Raw genomic sequence first — 17,676 nt, forward strand, 5'->3', positions numbered from 1 at the left:
CATGACGAGGACCCGCCATGCCTTCACCCACCTCCCCCGGTCACCACCACGAAACCGACTACGACCGCCGCAGACTGCGCCAGTGGCTCGCCGGTGAGGCCAGGGCCGACGGGGTCACCCGCCGTCGGCTGCTCACCCTGCTCGCCGCCACCGCCGCCGGGACCGCACTCGGCACCACGCGGCCCGCCCGCGCCGCCGACGGAGTCGTCAAGCCCCTGCCGCCCGAGTGGTTCATCGAGCGCGGCACCAACGCCGAGACCCGCTGGGAGGCGCTGCGCGGAACCGGCCACCACACCCCCAACGAGCGGTTCTTCGTGCGCAACCACACCGCCACGCCGGTCCTGGAAGCCGATGACTGGCGGCTGCGGCTGTGGGGGAGCGGGCTGCGTGGCACCCCCGGCGAGGACCGGTCGGTGGAGTTCGGGTACGACGACCTGCGCGCTCTGCCGGCCGTCACCCATACCGCCTTCGTCGAGTGCGCCGGAAACGGCCGCTCCTACCCGCAGGGCGGCAGTGCGCCGCTCACCCGGCAGGCCACGAAGAGCGCCTTCGAGCTCGCGAGCGGGGCCACCTTCACGGCGGGCCAAAGACACGTACTGCACGGACGGTCGTGGTCGGGTGCGGGCGCCGTCGCCCGGGTCGACGTCAGTACCGACGGAGGGGCGAACTGGCGGCCCGCCCGCCTGCACGACCGGCCCCGCGCCGGGACCTGGACCCGCTGGTCCCTCGGCTGGCAGCCCTACGCACCCGGCGCCACCCACCTGCTGGCCCGCGCCACGGACACGCCGGCCGTACTCAGCCGGACATCGCCGTGGCCAACACACAGTGCTATCTGTTCGACGCGGTGGTGCGACTTCCGGTGAGCGTGGTGTGACGGAAAGCAGGCCTGGCGCTGCTCGATGCGCGTACATCTAATGTCCTTGACACCTTAAGGGGCCGACGACGTAGGTTGAGGCGATCACTTCCGGATGGGTGGAGGCCCCGATGCGCGTACGTGGCGCCGCACCGCACGGTGCCGGCACGGGCACGCGCCTGGTCATCCGGCGGCACGTCGACTACTGCCGCACCGCCTCCGCAGTCTGTCCTTCCGCACGCCCCTGACCCACGTCGGCCCGTCGGGCCGGCCGTCTTGTCGTGCCCTCGGAAGGAACCCCATGTCCGGCCCCGCCCTGCGGCTCGCCCTCGAAATCGACGGCGACGGCGCCCACCCCGCGGCCTGGCGCCGCGCCGCCCACTCGCCCGATCACCTGCTGACCCCGCGCCGGGTGGCCCGCATCGCCGCCGCCGCGGAGAACGCCGGGTTCACCCTGCTCACCCTGGAGGACGGCGCACTCCCGCCCGGCGCCACGCCCGACGTGGTCGGCCGCATCGGCGCGGTGGAGCGGGCCGCCTTCATCGCCGCGTCGACGAGCGTCATCGGCATCGCGCCGGTCGTCCCGCTCACCTACGCCGAACCCTTCCATGTCTCCAGCCAGTTGGCGTCCCTGGACCACATCTCGGTCGGGCGCGCCGGGTGGGTGGTGAGTGAGGAGACACGTCCTGAGGCGGCCCCCGTCTGGGGCCGCCCCCTCGTCGACGGCGCCGCCGCCCGCGCACGCGAGTCCCGTGACGGCGTCGAGGTCGTCCGCGCCCTGTGGGACTCCTGGGAGGACGACGCGGTCATCCGCTCCGTGGCCACCAGCCGCTACCTCGACCGCGACCGGCTCCACTACGTCGACTTCACCGGCGACACCTACGCCGTGAAGGGCCCGGCGATCGTGCCCCGTCCGCCGCAGGGCCAACTCGTCGTGCTCGGCCGACCGGACCTCGTGCCCGCCGAGCAACTCGACGTCGCCCTCGTCGAGAGCCGCGACATCGCCGCGGTCACCTCGGCCGCGGCCGCGGCGGCCGCCGGAACGCCGCGTACCTTCGCCGAGATCGAGTTCGCCCTCGACACCGCGGATGCCACGGCCGACGAGCGCGTCGCCGATCTCGAGCGGCATGCGCCCTGGAGCGACCGGGGACGGCTGCGCCACATCGGCTCCGCCGCCGGACTCGCCGCGCTCCTGGGGGAGTTGAGGGGCGTGGTGAACGGCGTACGCCTGCACCCGCTGGTGCTGGACGAAGACCTTCCGGAGCTGTCCCGGCTCGTCCTGCCCCACCTCTTCGAGCGGCGCCACGCCGTCCGCCCGCTGCCCGGCACATCTCTGCGCACCCACCTGGGCCTCGAGCGGCCCGCCAACCGCCACGCCGCCGGTGCGGCGTTCGACGCGCTTGAGGAGACCCGATGACCCGCACCGACCCCCTCGACGTCCCCCGCCCGGACGCCCAGCTCCACTTCGGCGTCTTCTTCCAGGGCGTCAACCACTGGACCATCTGGTCCGACCCGGCCAGCGGCTCCCAGATCGACCCCGCCAACTTCCGGCGCGTCGCGCAGACCGCCGAACGGGGCCTGTTCGACGCGTTCTTCCTGGGGGAGGGGCTGCGGCTGCGCGAGGTCGACGGACAGATCCACGACCTCGACGTCGCCGGGCGGCCGGACGCCATCACCCAACTTGCCGCACTGGCCGCCGTCACCGACCGGATCGGTCTGGTGAGCACCTCCAACACCACCTTCAACGAACCTGCCGACCTCGCCCGCCGGCTGTCCGGTCTCGACGTGCTCTCCGAGGGCCGCGCCGGCTGGAACGTGGTGACGACCGACAACGCCTGGACCGGCGCCAACTTCCGCCGTGGCGGCTACCTTGACCACGCCGACCGCTATCGGCGCGCCGAGGAGTTCCTCACCGTCGCCCGCGAGATCTGGGACAGCTGGGAGAACGGAGCCGTCTCCGGCTCTCCTGGTGCCCCGGCCTGGGCGGCCCCCGGCGCAGTACGCCAAGTCCGCCACCGGGGGCCGCAGTTCGACGTCGACCTCGCGCCCGCCCTGCCGCGCAGCGCTCAGGGCCACCCGGTGATCTTCCAGGCCGGGGACTCCGGCGAGGGCCGGGACTTCGCCGCCCGCAACGCCGACGTCATCTTCTCCGCGCACGGCAACGACTTCGAGGACGCGCTCGCCTTCGCCGACGACCTCCGCCGTCGCCTGCGGGCCGTCGGCCGGCCCGACGACGACCTGCGCATCCTTCCGGGCACGGAGCTCATCATCGGGGCCACGGAGGAGGAGGCCTTGGAGAAGAAGCGCTGGATCCGCCTCCAACAGGTCACTCCGGCAACCGCGTTGGGCATCGTCGGGCTCCTGTGGGGCCTGGACCTCTCCGACCGCGACGCAGACGGGCCGCTGCCCAAGGAGGACCCGGTCGTCGCGGAGAACGACGGTTCCTTCGGCGCACGGCGGATCGCCGACTCCCGCCAAGTGGTCGCCGAGTGGCGGGAGAAGGCCGAGGCGAACCGGTGGTCGCTGCGCGAGACCGTCATCGCGCTCGGTCCCCAGCGTGGCCACGTCGGCACTCCGGCGGGACTGGCGGACAAGTTCGCCCACTTCGTCCGGCACGGCGCCGTCGACGGCTTCAACGTCACGCCGTACCTGATCCCCGACGGCCTCGACGACATCGTCGACCTGCTCGTCCCCGCACTGCAGGAACGCGGTGTCTACCGCACCGACTACACGGGTACGACGCTGCGCGAGCATCTGGACCTGCGGGAACCCCTCACCCACCGCTCCACGACCGACCGGCGACAGGCCGGCTGACCCGCTCCTCCTCCGAAACGACGGTCCACCCCGTCAGGACCGGGCACTTGGGACGCCGCGAGTACGTCCTCGCGGCGCCCAGGCCGGTGCGCAGGTCTCCTCGCTGGGAATCACCCGGCCGTTGCCGCGAAGGAGCACGGCAAGGAGCCACCTGACGACTTCACTCTGGAGCGGCCGCCGGGGCCGGTGATGCGGTCGGTCCGGGTGCGGTCCGCGGGGTACGGCGCGAGACGCCTACATCGAGAAGGCACAGCGAGCCCCCGGCGAGCGCCAGACTCGACGGGAACTCTCCCAGTGTGGGCCAGGCCAGCAGCACGGTGATGGCGGGCACGATGTAGGTCACTGCTCCCAGGCGACCCGCGGGCATGTGCGCCAGAGCGTACGACCAGGTCCAGAAGGCCAGCGCCGTCGGAAGCAGTCCCAGGTACACCACGCCCGCCCAGCTCCCGGCCGACGCATCGCCCAGATCCGTGACGAGCTGTCCCGCGAAGGGCAGGCAGGCGATGGCACCGATCGTGCTGGCGTAGGCGGTGACCTGCAACGGCGACGCGTGGGAGAGCGCGGGCTTCTGGAAGATGACGCCGACGGCGTGACCCGCCGCCGCTGCCAGGCAGAGCAGCACCCCGGTCACAGCCGTGTCACCCCCGCCGCTGGAAGCCCCCGCCAGCGCCGCACCCACGAAGGCCACCGCGAGGCCGACGAGCAGGGGACGCGGGAAGCCCTCGTGCAGCAGGAATCCGGCGAGCAGCGCCACCAGGAGCGGACCAGCGCCGACGAGGAGGGCCGCCGTCCCCGCGTCCGTGTGCCGCCCGCCCCAGTTCAGTGCCACCATGTACAGCCCGAACCAGAAGACGCCCATGCCGGCGATGCCGGGCCATGCGGCGCGCGGCGGTAGCCCTTCGCGTCGGATCGCGATGTGCCGGATCGCCACGAACGCCGAGGCCCACAACACCATGGTGAGCAGTGCGGCGGCCAAAGCGGTGGCCGGGGTCTTCGCGGCGACAGGGGACGTCTCATGCTGTGCCATCGGGCAACTCCCTGTTGGCTCCGCGCAGGACGCGGCGGAGAATCCTTCCTGTGCTGTTGCGGGGCAGTGCGTCGATGAACTCGACGTCCTCGGGGACCTTGTACGAGGTGAGCTTCGCCCCGGTGGCGGAGCGGATCGTGGCCGCCAGCGTGGCGAGCCGGTCCACTCCGGGCTGGGCGACGACGTAGGCACGCAGGCTCGTCACGCCGTCAGCCCGCCGCACCGAGCACACAGCGGCCTCACGTACCCCGGCGATACCGGTGATCAGGTCCTCCACCTCCGTGGGATGGACATTGGCTCCGGCGACGATCTCGATGTCGTCCACGCGCCCGAGCAGCCACACCAGACCCTTGTCGTCCACGCGTGCGGCGTCACCGGTCGTGAACCACTCGTCGGGGCCGAGCCGGTGCGGTGGCAGGCTGCCCCGCTTCACACCAGGGCCGATGGTGGGGCCGGCGACCTGCAGTTGACCGACCTCGCCGTCCGGTACGGGCTCGCCGGCGACGTCGACCACCCGCACCCGGTACGGAGGAAGGACGCGGCCCAGGCTGTACGGGCGGGTCTCGTCCGGGCCGTTGGCCAGGACGGCGTGACCGATCTCGCTGGTGCCGCAGATGTTCAGCAGACGTGGTCCGAGGATGTGGCGCAGCCTGTCCTCCAGGGGGCGGGGCAGTGTCTCGCCGGCGACGAGCGCCAGACGTAGTCGGCCCAGCAGGCCGACGGCTTCGGGGCGGGCGAGCAGCCTGGTGTAGAAACTGGGCTGCCCGTAGAAGACACTCACCCCGTGGTGGTGCAGGATTTGCGGGACGCTCGTCTCGTCCGCCCGCTGCGGCGTCAGTACGACGACGGCGCCGCGTTGCAGCGGAGCAGGACCGAGTTGCCCAGCCCGTAGGCGAAGTACATCCGCGACACGGAATAGCAGACCTCGCCCTGGCGGAGCGAGAGGACACCGCCGATCGCCCGGTCGAAGTGGAGGGCGTCACCGTGGTCGTGGAAGCAGAGGCGAGGTGCCCCCGTGGTGCCGGACGTGAACACGGCGAAGGCGGGAGCGTCGGACGTCAGCGGCTCCGGGGCGCCACCAGCGTCGCCGTCGGCTGCCTGGTCGTAGCTCTCCGTCAGTTCCCTCTGCGTCACGCTGCGACCGCGGAACTCCTTTTGGAGTGACGCGTCGGCGACGACCAGTGAGGCCTCGGCGATCTCCTCGCTGGAACGCAGTTCATCGGCGTGGAAGAACGTGTTCACCGGCACGGCCACCGCGCCGATCCGCAGGACAGCCAGAAACGTCACCACGAAGGCGACGCTGTCCGGAAGAGCCAGCAACACCAGCTCCCCGCGCCCAACACCCAGTCGCCGCAGGGCCCCTGCGGTCCGGCGTACCCGCTCGTACACCTCGCCGTAGGAACAGCGGTGCGTTCCCTGGAGGTACGCGGTGCGGTCGAGCCGGCCTTTGTGCCGCGCGAGGTGTTCCAGTCGTACGGACAGGTTGCCGTCGCCCGGGGCGACCCCGGCGGGAGCGGCCGGTATGTCCGTGAGGACGTCCGTCACCTGCACACTCCCTCTATCTCCACGAACAGGTCGGGCCGGCACACCGCGACGTTGAAGTACGCGATGTCGGATGGCGGCGACGTTCAGACCCCGCCCCGCTCACGGGGCGTGTTCTGCCCGGCCTCGATGGCCACCGGCAGCCGGTTCTCCGCCGGCGGGGCGAGAGAGAGGGGCCGGTTGGCTGTCCCTCGCTCACCACGGACACGACCCGGACGGCTCGATTCGACCACGGAGCTCGTGCTCAATACGCCGAGGAGAGACGCGTCCGCAGCCGTACTCGATCGAGGAGCCGGAGCCCGTCGTCGGTGGTGAACCAACGAGTGTGGTCCACCAGATACCGGTACGCCAGATCGGCGTTGGCCCGCGATCCGGTGACGCCGTGGAAGTAGCCCAGCTCGGACAGGGCGAACTCCGCGTGCACGAGCGGCAGCAGCTCGGGCAGGGCAGCCGACTCGGCGGGGCTCAGCGGGCGTACCGAGGTGTACCCGTCGAGGAGCGCGTCCACGTCGTCCGGGCGGACAGGACGGGACGGGTCGAGCCACTGGACGGTGTTGCGCTCGATGGCGGTCGCGAGGTCGTGGACGGCGGTCGTGCGGTCGCTGAGGCCGAAGTCGAGGACGGTCGACACCGTGCCGGTCGCCGCGTCCCACAGGAGGTTCGAGGCGTGCCAGTCGTTGTGCGTCCACAGCGGTGCGAGGCGGCCGAGGTGGGGCAGCAGACGCCGGTGAAAGGGAAGATGAACCGTGCGCAGGTCCTCCCGCCAGGGACGGCCCGCCAACGCCGCGACCAGTGCCGGTCGCTCGGCGGCATACGCCTCCAGCGCGGCCTCGGGGTCCACCGCCGCGAAGATGCCGAAAGAGGAGACGAGGGGCTGCGGGCGTCGCCTCGAGGCACCGAACCCCTCTGACGCCAGGTGGAGTTGGGCCAGTGCGGCACCGGCGGCCCGGGCATGGGCCACGGACGCGAACGGCGACCACGACAGCGCGTCCCGGTAGAGATCCGTCCCCGTTCCGGCCGTATGGACCTCGTACACCCACTCCCCGCGCGCCTGGGCCCCCAGTACCTCCACGACCGGCGCACCCCGGTCCCGTAGATACCGCAGGAAGGCGTGCTCCTCGGCCAGACCTTCCAAGGTGCGTACGTCGCTGTGGTGCCGTTTCACGAAGAGCCGTCGCCCGCCCCGCTCGACCAGGGCGGCGGCCGACAGCGGGCGTGGGCTGCGCCAAAGTACACGCACGGGACCGACGACGGCCTCGACCTCCGCCTCGGTGAGTGGCGGCCAGTCGGGGGCCACCGGTTCCGTACCCATGCCGTGGGCGAGGAGCCCGCTCATCAGGCCGTCACCCCGTTCACCTGGCTCGCCCGGCCACTGAGGGAGTCCAGCAGCCGGCGCTCGGTCGCAGCGAACTCCGGCTCGGTGAGGGCGTCGAGACCACGCGGGCCGGAACGCGGCACCTCGATGCGCTCGACGACCGTGGCCGGACGAGGCGAAAGGACATGCACCGTGTCGGCGAGCAGGACGGCCTCACGAATGTCGTGCGTGACCAGTACGACGGTCCAGCGGTAGCGCTGCCAAATGTCGGCCAGCCACAGCTGCATCTCGGTGCGGGTGAGCGAGTCCAGCGCGCCGAACGGCTCGTCGAGCAGCAGCACCGGCCGCTCCAGAACGACCGTGCGCAGCAGGGCCGCCCGCTGCCGCATACCGCCGCTGAGCTGGAAGGGATACGCGGACTGGAAGCCGTCGAGGCCAAAGGCGTCGAAGAGTTCGCCGGCCCTGCGCCGCGCCTCCTTCTTCCGTACTCCCTGGGCCTCCAGTCCCAGCGCCGTGTTGTCGAGCACCGTACGCCAGGGGAACAGCAGATCCTTCTGGGGCATGTAGGCGACCTTGCCCGAGGCCACGGACGCGGGAGCACCCTCGACCAGGATCTCGCCCGAAGTGGGCCTGTCCAGACCGGAGATCAGATTGAACAGTGTGCTCTTGCCACTGCCGCTCGGACCGATGACGGCCGCGAACTCACCCGGCTCCACGGTGAGGTCCAGGTCGCGCAGCACCGCGAGCGACCCGAACACCTTTCCCGCGCCCCGCACTTCAAGACTCATGACCGGCCCTCCTTCACCAGCGCCCGCTCCCACGGCAGGACGAGCCGCTGCAACAGATAGGTCGCCCCGAACAAGGCGATGCTCAGCGCGGCGGTCACCGCGACCGCCGCGAACACCAGGTCCGTGCGGAACGCGCTCTTCTGCGCCTGCATATAGATCCCGAGTCCCTTCTCGGCGCCCGCGTACTCCGCGAAGACCGCGCCCACCACGGCGTACGTGATGCTCACCCGCAGCCCCGTGAAGAAGTGGGGCAGTGCGCTCGGCACCCGGACCAGCCGGAAGGCGCGCACCCGGCCCGTGCCCAGCGAACGCAGCAGCCGCATCGCGTCGCGGTCGGTGGCCGCGAAGCCCGCCGCCAGGTTCGCCGTGAGCGGGAAGAACGTCGTCAGGGTCACCACCAGCATCTTCGGCAGCAGACCGAAGCCGAACCAGATGATCAGCAGCGGTGCGACGGCCACGATCGGGATGGTCTGGGAGGCCACCAGGAGCGGGTACAGGCCCCGGCGGGCCGCCGCCGAGAAGTCCAGCACCACGGCCACGAGCCAGGCCGCGGCGAAGGACAGCGCGAAACCGAGCAGGGTCTCCTGGAGGGTGGGCAGCGTCTGGTCCCACAGGTCGCCACGGTTCGCCCACCCTTGGGACAGGACGCGGCCGGGGCTGGGCAGCACCGTCGGGTCGACGCCGGCGGCGGTCACGTACACCTGCCAGCCGGTCACGAGCACGGCGAGGAGGAGCAGCGGTGGCCAGACCGCGCGCAGGGCCGTCCTCACTTGGTGTCCGGGAGGTAGGCGTCGGTGAAGAACGCCGAGGCGTCCGGCGCCTTGGTGAGCTTCTTGCCGTTCTCGTCCACCAGCAGGCCGGACTCGAACTCGAAGTCGGCGAAGTCCTGCCAGCGCTTCGCCGTCTGGGTGCCGATCGTGCCGTCGGCGGCGCGGTAGTACTCCTTGGCGAGCAACGTCTCGCTCTTCTTGACCAGTTCCGTGTTGGTGAGCGTGCTCTTGTTGGCCGCGATGAGGAGATCGGCGGCCTGGTCGGGGTGGTCGGCGGCGTACTCGTACCCCTTGTCGACCACGGCAAGGAACTTCTTGGCGACCTCGGGGTTCTGCTTCAGGTACTGCCCGGAGGACGCGATGAGGGTCGAATAGATGGCCGGGAAGCCGTAGTTGGAGAGCTGGAAGTCCTTGAGAGGCTTGCCCGTGAGTTTCGCCTCCAGGCCCTCCCAGGTGGGCATGGGCATCGCGAAGTCCGCCTTGCCCGCGTAAAGGGCCGCGTACGCGGAGGTGTTGAGCGTGATCTGCTTGAACGTGCCCTTGCCGCCGTCCTCCTGGATGACCTTCTGGAGCAGAGCCTTTTCGTAAGGGGCGCCGAAGCCCGCGTACGTCTTGCCGTCGAGGTCCTTGGGGGAGGCGATGTCGTCGCGGCCGGCACGCACGGAGACCGTGACGTTCGTCTTCTGGGTGACGGCGTACACGGAGGTGATGTCCTGGCCCGCGGCGCGCGCGGTGGTGACGCCCTCCTGGTACGAGATCCCGAAGTCCGCTTTGTGGCCGGCGATCAGGGTCTCGGGCGCGGTCGAGCCGTACGGCACGATCCTCAGGTCGATTCCCGCGTCTTTGAACCAGCCTTTCTGCTGGGCGACGTAGATGCCGGTGTGGTTGGTGTTGGGCGTCCAGTCCAGGGCGAGGGTGACCTGGGTGGTGCCGTTCTTCGCCGCGGCGGACGTGGAGTCCTGCGCGGCACAGCCCGTCGTGGCGAGGGCTGCGGCGGTGGCCACGGAGAGCAGGGCGGTCGTACGGGATCTCATGGGGTTTCCTCGGATGGGCGCGGCGGTGCTGGGGGCGTGGGAGAGTGCTCTTCACGCCCGACACAGCGCGCTGTCGGCCCGCATGAGGTCGATGGCCACGCGTCTCGTCAGTTCCCTTGCCTGGCAGGTCATTCGGCGCCCGCCGCGGCGGTGGCCAACAGGTCGTTCGTGTACGACGACCGCCAGTCGCGGGCGTGCGGGACGGCCTTGTGCCGCGCGAGCCAGTCGGCGTAGGGGCCCATGCGGGTCTCGTCGATGACACCCCAGTTCCCGTCGGCGTCGGTCCAGGTCGGGGCGACCAGGCTCAGGGAACGGGCGATCAGGGGGCGCGAGAAGTAGGGGATCACGCGTTCCAGCACGGCGCGGGCGCCGGCCTGGTCGGCCGCCGCGGAGGCGTAGCCACGGGCGGTGGCGGCCAGGAAGGCGCGTATCAGGTCGGGGCGGGCGTCGGCGAGGGTCTCGCTCGTGCCGAGGAGGTAGCTGTGGTAGCGGGGGGCGCCGATCTCGTCGACCGGCCAGGTCAGACGCTGCTCTTCGGGCAGGTCGCCGCGCAAGGCGTCCCAGGACCAGTAGGAGCCGAAGGTGGCGTCCGCCTCACCGGCCGCTATGTCGTCCACGGTCAGCTCGCGATAGCCCGCGTCGATGGTGATCACGGTGTCCGGGTCGCCGCCGTCGGCCGCGACGAGGTGTCGGACCATGGCGCGTCCACGCGGGGTGGGGTTGTAGGCGAGACGGCGTCCGGCCAGGTCGCGGGGGCGGGTGATGCCGGTGGGGCGGGCGGTCTGGATCGCCTCCAGGGCGCGGTGGTTGACGGCCGCCACGGCGAGCAGCGGCCGACCGGGGCCGGCGCGGCGGGCGAGCAGCCGGTTGGGCGGGAAGAGCCCGAAGTCCACCTCGCCCCGGGCCAGGTACTCCAGGGTGTCGCCACGTCCCGGATCCTGGACGGTGAGTTCCACGTCCAGGCCCGCTTCGCGGTACCAACCCTGTTCCCTGGCGACGTACAAACCGGCGGAATTCGGCCAGGGGTGGAAGTAATCGAGCATGACTCGGACGTGCGACATGGGCAGACGGCTCCGTGGAAGGGAGAAGGCAGAAGGCGCAAGGCGGGCGGCACTTGGGAGTGCGGCCCGTGGCCTGGCTGCCTGGTGAGAAAAGGAAGGAGAACAGGGAGACCGGGCGGGTCAACAACAGGAGCGGGCCGCCGCGGCGAACGCCGGGGGACACTGCTGCTCGACTGCTGAAGACATGCGGTACTCCTACGCGGGCACTATGGCTCAAGTGATGCGGTCGGCGTTCCCATGGGGACCGGGCCTGCAGATGCCGGCACCGCTCCCAGACGCCCTCTCAGCCCAACCGGGTAGGGGCTCCCGCGTAGATGGCCGAAACCATAACCCCGGGCAGCCGATGCCGTGCAAGTGAGTTCCAGTATGTGGGACGACCTTGCCCAGTCACCGAGATATCGCAGATCAGACACGCCCCCGGCGGGCGCCGCCGGGTTAGCATCCCCGCCATGACCGACCCCTTGCTCCCCGGACCGCTGGTCGACGACGCGTGGCTCGCGGCCCGCCTCGGCGACCCCGGGCTGATCGTCCTCGATGCCACAGCGCTGCTGCCGTCACCCCGCCACGACGGCGATCACCGGTCCCGCAGCGGTCGCGCCGAATGGGCCGAACGCCACATCCCCGGCTCGCGCCACGCGGATCTCACGGGCGAACTGTCGGACCAGGGGGCGCGGTACCACTTCGCGGTCCCGGCACCGGAGGCGCTGGCCGTCGCCCTCCAGCGGCTCGGTGTCCGCGACGGTTCGGAAGTCGTCGCCTATGACAGCGGCGGTGGCATCTGGGCGGCCCGGCTGTGGTGGATGCTGCGGTCGATCTCCGTACCGGCGGCGGTACTGGACGGTGGATGGCAGGCATGGGAGGCGGGTGGACACCCGATCGCCCGCGGCGACGAGACGGGTGGCGGCGAGACGGGTGGCGGCGAGACGAGTGCCACACCGGTCACGGGTCCCCTCACCCCCGTACCCCGTTCCGGCATGTGGACCGGCATCGAGACGGTGCGGGCCGTCAGCCGGGGTGAGCGTCCCGGCACGCTGGTGTGTGCGCTGCCGCCCGGTGGCTTCGACGGTTCCGCCCCGACCCGTTACAGCCGACGCGGCCACATCCCCGGCAGTCTCAGCCTGCCGGGGCGCGGCCTCCTCGACGGCACGGGCCGGTTCCTGCCCGCCGCCGAACTCGCCGAGCGGGTCGGTACGGTCCTCAAGGACGAGGAGTCGCCGGTGATCCTCTACTGCGGCGGCGGCATCTCCGCCGCCGGCGCCGCGCTCGCCCTCACCCTGCTGGGCCGTCAGGACATCACCCTGTACGACGGTTCGCTGGAGGAATGGTCCCAGGATCCGTCCCGGCCGCTCGTGACGGGCACCTGAGTCCCGGGGCTCACGCCACGTCAGGCACGGTGTCGGTCCTGCCTCGGTGGGCGGGGTGGTCGCGTCAGCGCTCCGCGTTCGGGACGCGTGGACGGGAACAGCACCGCAACGCGGGCCGGGAGTGATCCCGGCCCGCGTCCCCTTCGTTCGACTTCAGCCGCTGAGGGTCAGCCGAGCAGCTTGCTCGCCAGGGTCGCGGCGTTGTACGAGCCCCATCCACTGGTGAAGTCCCAGCCGGTGGCGGCGGAGTAGGCGCCGTTGCTGCCGCTGGTGACGTCGTGGAAGCCGGTGCCGTTCGCCGTGTAGAGGGTGGGGTTGGCGAAGCCGAGGTTGGCCTTGCCGGCCGCCGCTGCCTGCTGGTTGTACAGCGCGCCGAACGCCGCCCACTCGGGCGCGGCGGCGCTGGTGCCGCCGACCGAGGACCACGAGCCCTGCGAGTAGATCGAGACGCCGGGGCTGGGGTTGGCGTGCGCCGAGACGTCCGGCACCTGGCGGTAGCCGCCGCCGGCGCTCTTCTGCACCGCGGTCTGCCAGCTGGGGATCTTGAAGACGGAGGACTTGCCGCCGCCGCCCCCGGACCAGGCCACTTCCTTGCTCCAGGCGTTGGCCGAGGTGACGGTCAGCTTGGTGCCGCCGACGCCGGTGACGTACGGGTCGCTGGCCGGGTAGTCGACGGAGGTGGTGCCGTCGCCCGCGTCGTCGGACCCGTCGTCGCCGGAGGCCGCGTAGAAGCCGAGGCCCTCGGCGGCGCCCGCCTTGAAGACGGCGTCCACGGCGTTGATGTTGGAGGTCGTGCGCTGGCTCTCGGCGGCGCCCCAGCTGATCGAGGTGGTCGGGATACCGCTGTCGACGATGGCCTGGTAGGTGTCGACCTCGCCGGCGTCGGAGTTGGGGCCCTCGAAGACGGTGACGTTCGCCTTGGGGGCGATCGCGTGCAGGACCTCGATGTCCAGCTCGACCTCGACCTGGCCGTCACCGAGCGAGCCGGAGCCGCCGTCCACCTTCTGCACGGTCGGGGTGGGCGAGCCCAGGCTGTAGTAGTTGTCGTAGGCGGTGATGTTGGACTGCTGGAAGCCGTCGAACTCGATCAGCGCGATCTTCTGGCCGCTGCCGGTGTACGTACCGGAGACGTTGTAGCCGCCCTTGAGCTGGGCCGGGGTGTAGCCACCGCCCGGACCGTTGTGAGGGGTCACGGTGGAGGGTGTCTGGTGGTGCAGCTGAGCGCGGTTGTTGAGGCCGGCCACGTCGCTGACGAGGGAGGCGATGGCGGTCGGCAAGGTCGGCGCGGTGTCGTTGGCGTAGAACGAGCGGCCCGACTTGGCGTCCTTCCAGGTCGACAGCTTGGTACCGAAGGCCTTCTGCAACTGGGCGGCGGTGCCGCTGGCGTCGACCAGCAGGTTCCCCGAGTGGACGGTGCCGACGGTGAGCCCCTGTGCGTGCAGGTAGTCCTTGAGCTGCTTGATCTCGGCATCGGTCCGACCGAAGCGGGCCGCGAACTGATGCTTCGTCAGGTAGTGGCCGTACGAGCTCGACCGCGGGTTGCTGACCTTGGCGACGAAGGTGTCGAGCGCCTTGTCGTTTCTGGGGGTCAGGCTGATCGCCACCGATATCCGCTTCCCGGCGGCGACACTGCCGGTGTGGGTCGCGTCCTGGTTCAGGCCCTTGAGGACATCTCCGGTGATGGCCGCACGGGTTGAGTGCGGCTGGGCGGTGCCGGCGGCGTAGGCGGTGGGGACGGCGGCGACGAGCAGGGCCGGCGCGGCGACCAGACCGAGCAGCTTCAGGCGTGACTTCACTGAGGTCCTCCGGAGAGTGGGGGTGGTGTCCCGGAAGCGGAACGGCTTCACCGTAGGAACATCAGCCCCACCCGCATAAGCGGGGGAACCCTTGCGTCACGTGTTAACTGCGGATGTCACGTCAACGGCGTGTGTCGAGCGCACGGGGAATCCGGACCCGATCGGGCTGACTCGTCGTCACCGCCTGGGCCGGGGGCCTCACTTGGTCGTCGTCGACGGTATCCACGGCGGCCCCGGATGCGATGACGGCGACCGCCATCGCATGGGCGAGCGCGGTGCGCGAGCGGACCCCGACCTTGCGGTAGACGCGCGACAGGGCACCTTCCACCGTCTTGACGCTGATGAACAGCTCCGCGGCGACTTCCCGGTTGGTGGCTCCGCCGCCGACCAGTCCGGCGATCCTGGCTTCCGTGGGGGTGAGTTCGGGTCCGCCCGCACCTGTCTCCGCGCTCCGCTCACCGGCTTCGAGCCGCGCCAGCTCGTCCCTGGCCCGCGCCGCCAGCGGAGCGGCGCCGATCCGCGTCGCGGTCTCCAGTGCCTCGCCGAGGACCATGCGCGCCGCGTTCCTGCGGCGAGAGCGGCGCTCGACCGCGCCGAGCGCGATCAGCGTACGCACCAGCTCCACGGGCAACGGAAGCCGACGCAGTCGGTCCACGGCGGCACGCAGCCGTACCGCCCCCTCCTTCGCCCGGCCGAGCCCCGCCTCACGCAGCCCCTCCGCCCGCTCCAGAGCTGCCAGTACGCTCCCGGGCGTAGCGCCGGACACACGCGTGCGGGTCTCGCGGATCACGGCCCCTGCCGCGTCCGTCTCGCCCAGGATGACCAGGGCTTCGGCCAAGTCGCTGTACCAGTGCAGCAAGGGCGGGTCGGCGGCGGACATGGCCTCGCCGAGTTCCCTGACGCGCTGCAGCGCCTCGACCGCGGCCGCCGCCCCGCGTGGGTCGCCGACGAGCAACTCGGCCTGCCCGAGCACCGCCAACGCACGCAGCAGGAACAGCCGGTCGCCGTCCGCCTCCGAGGTTCGTACCGCCTGCTCTGCGAGGTGCCGGGCCTCGTCGGCGGTGCCGCCCGCGGTCGCCGCGAGCGCCGCCGCATACAGCGCCGGAGCCGCCTGTACGCCGGTCTCGGCCATGGCACGCGAGCATCGGGCCGCGGTGCGCAGCGCCTCCCGGCAGTCCCCGGAGCGCACCTGAATACGGGTCAGCGACACCAAGGTCGCCATGACCTCCTCGACCCCGGCGAACTCGCCTATTTCCGCGAGGAGTCCGGCGACCTGGGCCCGTGCCTCGGTCACCATGTCGGAGTCCAGGGCGAGGATCGCCCGCATCCGGATCAGTCCCCAGCTCTCCGGGCCGGCGTCGGCGCCGCCGACCAGTGTGAGCGCCTCCTCCAGCGCGGCGTCGGCGGCGACCGGTTCCCCCGCCAGGGACCGCACCCGGGCGAGGGTGGCGAGCGCCCCGATCCGGGTGTCGGTGTCGCCCGCCCGGGCCGCCTGCCGGGCAGCGCGCCGGGCATGCCGGGCCGCCTCCTCCAACTCCCCGCACAGCAGGCCGCGTACCGCCGCCCAGTGGTGCAGCCATGCCTCGGCCTCCGGGTCGCCGTCCGCGTCTCGGAGGCCCTCCTCGATCAGGTCTCGGGCGCCCTCCAGCGCCTGCCCGGCGTTGCGTAGCAGGATCAGCCGGGCCCGCACCCGCTGCCGTGCGGAGCCCGACTCGGCGAGGACGGTCTCGGCCGCCTGCCCCGCCTCGTCCAGTCGTCCGGCGTCGCACGCGTAGTCGGCCGCGGTCAGCAGCCGGTCGGCGCGATCCGCGGGGCGGTCGCCGGGAGTGCGTCGGACAGCGAGCCCGGCCAGTTCAAAGGCGGCGTCGGGTGCGCCGTCGCGGCGGGCCGACTCGGCCGCGGACATCAGCGCACGGGCGGTGGTCTCGTCCTCGTGCGGATGGGCGAGAGCGAGGTGACGGGCCTGCTCCGCGGGCTCGGTGACCGCATGAGCCAGCAGGGCGTGCGCCTGCCGACGGCTGTACTCCGGAGCATCGGCGTAGACAGCGGCCCGGATCAGCGGATGCCGGAAACGTACGATTCCGTCGGCGTCGGCCGTCGCGACACCGAGTCGTTCGGCCTCCGCGAGGTCCGCGGCGGGGTCATGAAGCCCGGCGGCACGCAGCAGAGTGAGGGTGGGACGGGCGGCGGCGCTCGTGACGAGGAGGGTGCGCCGCGCTGTTTCCGGCAGCGTACGCACCTGCGCCAGCAGCAGGGCACGCAGCCTTCGAGGTACGGACAGCGTCCGGCCGAAGCCGACGGGCGCTCCGTCGCGTGTGGCCGCCCGCCCCAACTCCAGTGCGTACCACGGGTTCCCGGCAGCGGCGTCCTGGATCGCGCGCAGCACCGCCGGCGCCAGGTCGGCACCGATGCCGGTACGCAACAGGTGTGCCACCTCGCCGTCCGCCAGCGGCGGCACGGGAAGTTCGACGGTGCCCGGCGGGCAGCAGCGCAGGCGTTCGGGCTGCTCGCCGTCGGCCACCCGCTCGGCGGCCACCATTCGTATGTCGAGGCCCTCGACTCGGCGTACGGCGAAGGCGAGCACCTCGGCGCTCGGCTCGTCGAACCACTGGAGGTCGTCGATGAGCAGCAGAACGGGGCCGGCGGCGGCCAGGGTTCGCAGCACTTCGAGGACGGCGACGCGCACCGCGAGACGGCTCTGGTCGCCGGCCGGTTCCCGGCCGCGCAGCAGTACCGCCCGCAGCGCCGCCCGGGGCTCGGGCGCCAGGGCCTTCAGACAGCCCTCCGGCACCCGCGCGAACAGGTCGATGAGGCCGACGAACGGGAGCCGGGCGTCCTCCTCCGCGGGCGAGCAGTGCAACACCGTGCCGGCCGACCGGCCATGCGTGGCCAAGGACGCCATGAGGGCGGTCACGAGCACGGACTTGCCGATCCCCGCGGGACCGTGGAACAGCACTCCGGGACAGCCCGTCAACGCGGCCTGGGCGGTGTCGAGCAGCTCGCGGCGCCCGGTCAATGACCGTACTCCCATGGCAGCCGCCCACCCTTTGCCCTGGAGCCGGCCCCCGCGGTCTTCGTGCATGCTGCGCCCAGTGACAGGCTACGACCGGCGCCGAGGGCGGAGCCGTCGACTCGGTGATTGCAACAGGTCCCAAGGGTTCGCAGCATGTGCTCATGACAACCTTCGCGGATTCCGCTTGTCAATGACCTTTGTCACGCCGCCTGTACGCCAGGTCCCTGCGGGTGCCATGCCCCTCGTTGTCGCTGCCGCCCTCTCTCGTTCTTCACGTGGGGGCGGACAACGTTCGACAG

General features: G+C 71.6%; 13 protein-coding genes and 1 pseudogene. 4 read left to right on the top strand and 10 right to left on the bottom strand.

Annotated features, from left to right (window positions below):
- Positions 1-17 precede the first annotated feature (17 nt).
- The 3 genes and pseudogenes from OG568_RS47680 to OG568_RS47690 all read left to right on the top strand — a co-directional run bounded on the left by OG568_RS47680 (position 18) and on the right by OG568_RS47690 (position 3,667).
- Positions 18-874 (top strand): annotated as a pseudogene (locus OG568_RS47680) (molybdopterin-dependent oxidoreductase).
- A gap of 280 nt (positions 875-1,154) precedes the next feature.
- A complete protein-coding gene (locus OG568_RS47685) occupies positions 1,155-2,270 on the top strand; it encodes an LLM class flavin-dependent oxidoreductase (protein WP_329536158.1) in 1,116 nt (371 codons plus the stop codon).
- On the top strand, positions 2,267-3,667 hold the full coding sequence (locus OG568_RS47690) for an NtaA/DmoA family FMN-dependent monooxygenase (RefSeq protein WP_329536159.1): 1,401 nt from the start codon (positions 2,267-2,269) through the stop codon (positions 3,665-3,667). Before OG568_RS47685 ends, OG568_RS47690 begins: the two co-directional genes overlap by 4 nt.
- A 160-nt stretch (positions 3,668-3,827) precedes the next feature.
- On the opposite strand, the gene OG568_RS47695 is transcribed toward OG568_RS47690, so the two are convergent.
- The 8 genes from OG568_RS47695 to OG568_RS47730 all read right to left on the bottom strand — a co-directional run bounded on the left by OG568_RS47695 (position 3,828) and on the right by OG568_RS47730 (position 11,204).
- Positions 3,828-4,694: a DMT family transporter gene (locus OG568_RS47695; protein WP_329536160.1), complete on the bottom strand. Its 867-nt coding sequence runs from the start codon at positions 4,692-4,694 to the stop codon at positions 3,828-3,830.
- Positions 4,681-5,616, bottom strand: a complete 936-nt coding sequence (locus tag OG568_RS47700; protein ID WP_329536648.1) for a class I adenylate-forming enzyme family protein — start codon at positions 5,614-5,616, stop codon at positions 4,681-4,683. The genes OG568_RS47695 and OG568_RS47700 overlap by 14 nt, the downstream gene beginning before the upstream one ends.
- Positions 5,529-6,239 carry an AMP-binding protein gene (locus tag OG568_RS47705; protein WP_329536161.1) on the bottom strand — a complete coding sequence of 237 codons (711 nt, stop codon included), beginning with the start codon at positions 6,237-6,239 and terminating at the stop codon, positions 5,529-5,531. Before OG568_RS47705 ends, OG568_RS47700 begins: the two co-directional genes overlap by 88 nt.
- A gap of 241 nt (positions 6,240-6,480) precedes the next feature.
- Positions 6,481-7,572 carry a phosphotransferase enzyme family protein gene (locus OG568_RS47710; RefSeq protein WP_329536162.1) on the bottom strand — a complete coding sequence of 364 codons (1,092 nt, stop codon included), beginning with the start codon at positions 7,570-7,572 and terminating at the stop codon, positions 6,481-6,483.
- Positions 7,572-8,339: an ABC transporter ATP-binding protein gene (locus OG568_RS47715; RefSeq protein ID WP_329536163.1), complete on the bottom strand. Its 768-nt coding sequence runs from the start codon at positions 8,337-8,339 to the stop codon at positions 7,572-7,574. Before OG568_RS47715 ends, OG568_RS47710 begins: the two co-directional genes overlap by 1 nt.
- Complete coding sequence (locus OG568_RS47720) at positions 8,336-9,109, bottom strand: ABC transporter permease (RefSeq protein WP_329536164.1); 774 nt, start codon at positions 9,107-9,109, stop codon at positions 8,336-8,338. Before OG568_RS47720 ends, OG568_RS47715 begins: the two co-directional genes overlap by 4 nt.
- Positions 9,106-10,143, bottom strand: coding sequence for an ABC transporter substrate-binding protein (locus OG568_RS47725; RefSeq protein ID WP_329536165.1), 1,038 nt, complete (start codon positions 10,141-10,143; stop codon positions 9,106-9,108). The genes OG568_RS47720 and OG568_RS47725 overlap by 4 nt, the downstream gene beginning before the upstream one ends.
- 128 nt (positions 10,144-10,271) lie before the next feature.
- Positions 10,272-11,204, bottom strand: a complete 933-nt coding sequence (locus OG568_RS47730) for an ABC transporter substrate-binding protein (RefSeq protein WP_329536166.1) — start codon at positions 11,202-11,204, stop codon at positions 10,272-10,274.
- A 449-nt stretch (positions 11,205-11,653) separates the two neighbouring features.
- Between OG568_RS47730 and OG568_RS47735 the strand changes: the two genes are divergently transcribed.
- Positions 11,654-12,568 (top strand): sulfurtransferase, encoded by a 915-nt coding sequence (locus OG568_RS47735; protein ID WP_329536167.1) that lies wholly within the window; start codon positions 11,654-11,656, stop codon positions 12,566-12,568.
- A gap of 167 nt (positions 12,569-12,735) precedes the next feature.
- Here OG568_RS47735 and OG568_RS47740 read toward each other — a convergent pair whose 3' ends face one another.
- Entirely contained in the window at positions 12,736-14,364 is a 1,629-nt protein-coding gene (locus tag OG568_RS47740) for a S53 family peptidase (RefSeq protein ID WP_329536168.1), read from the bottom strand.
- A gap of 121 nt (positions 14,365-14,485) precedes the next feature.
- A complete protein-coding gene (locus OG568_RS47745; RefSeq protein ID WP_329536169.1) occupies positions 14,486-17,395 on the bottom strand; it encodes a helix-turn-helix transcriptional regulator in 2,910 nt (969 codons plus the stop codon).
- Positions 17,396-17,676: the final 281 nt, after the last annotated feature.

The organism is Streptomyces sp. NBC_01450 (genome assembly GCF_036227505.1).
Taxonomy (GTDB): Bacteria; Actinomycetota; Actinomycetes; order Streptomycetales; family Streptomycetaceae; genus Streptomyces.

Bases quoted from the DNA above. Each gene is read 5' to 3' on its own strand.
- OG568_RS47685 (WP_329536158.1), top strand. From the start codon at position 1,155: ATGTCCGGCCCCGCCCTGCGGCTCGCCCTCGAAATCGACGGCGACGGC.
- OG568_RS47690 (WP_329536159.1), top strand. From the start codon at position 2,267: ATGACCCGCACCGACCCCCTCGACGTCCCCCGCCCGGACGCCCAGCTC.
- OG568_RS47695 (WP_329536160.1), bottom strand. From the start codon at position 4,694: ATGGCACAGCATGAGACGTCCCCTGTCGCCGCGAAGACCCCGGCCACC.
- OG568_RS47710 (WP_329536162.1), bottom strand. From the start codon at position 7,572: ATGAGCGGGCTCCTCGCCCACGGCATGGGTACGGAACCGGTGGCCCCC.
- OG568_RS47715 (WP_329536163.1), bottom strand. From the start codon at position 8,339: ATGAGTCTTGAAGTGCGGGGCGCGGGAAAGGTGTTCGGGTCGCTCGCG.
- OG568_RS47725 (WP_329536165.1), bottom strand. From the start codon at position 10,143: ATGAGATCCCGTACGACCGCCCTGCTCTCCGTGGCCACCGCCGCAGCC.
- OG568_RS47730 (WP_329536166.1), bottom strand. From the start codon at position 11,204: ATGTCGCACGTCCGAGTCATGCTCGATTACTTCCACCCCTGGCCGAAT.
- OG568_RS47735 (WP_329536167.1), top strand. From the start codon at position 11,654: ATGACCGACCCCTTGCTCCCCGGACCGCTGGTCGACGACGCGTGGCTC.
- OG568_RS47745 (WP_329536169.1), bottom strand. From the start codon at position 17,395: ATGGGAGTACGGTCATTGACCGGGCGCCGCGAGCTGCTCGACACCGCC.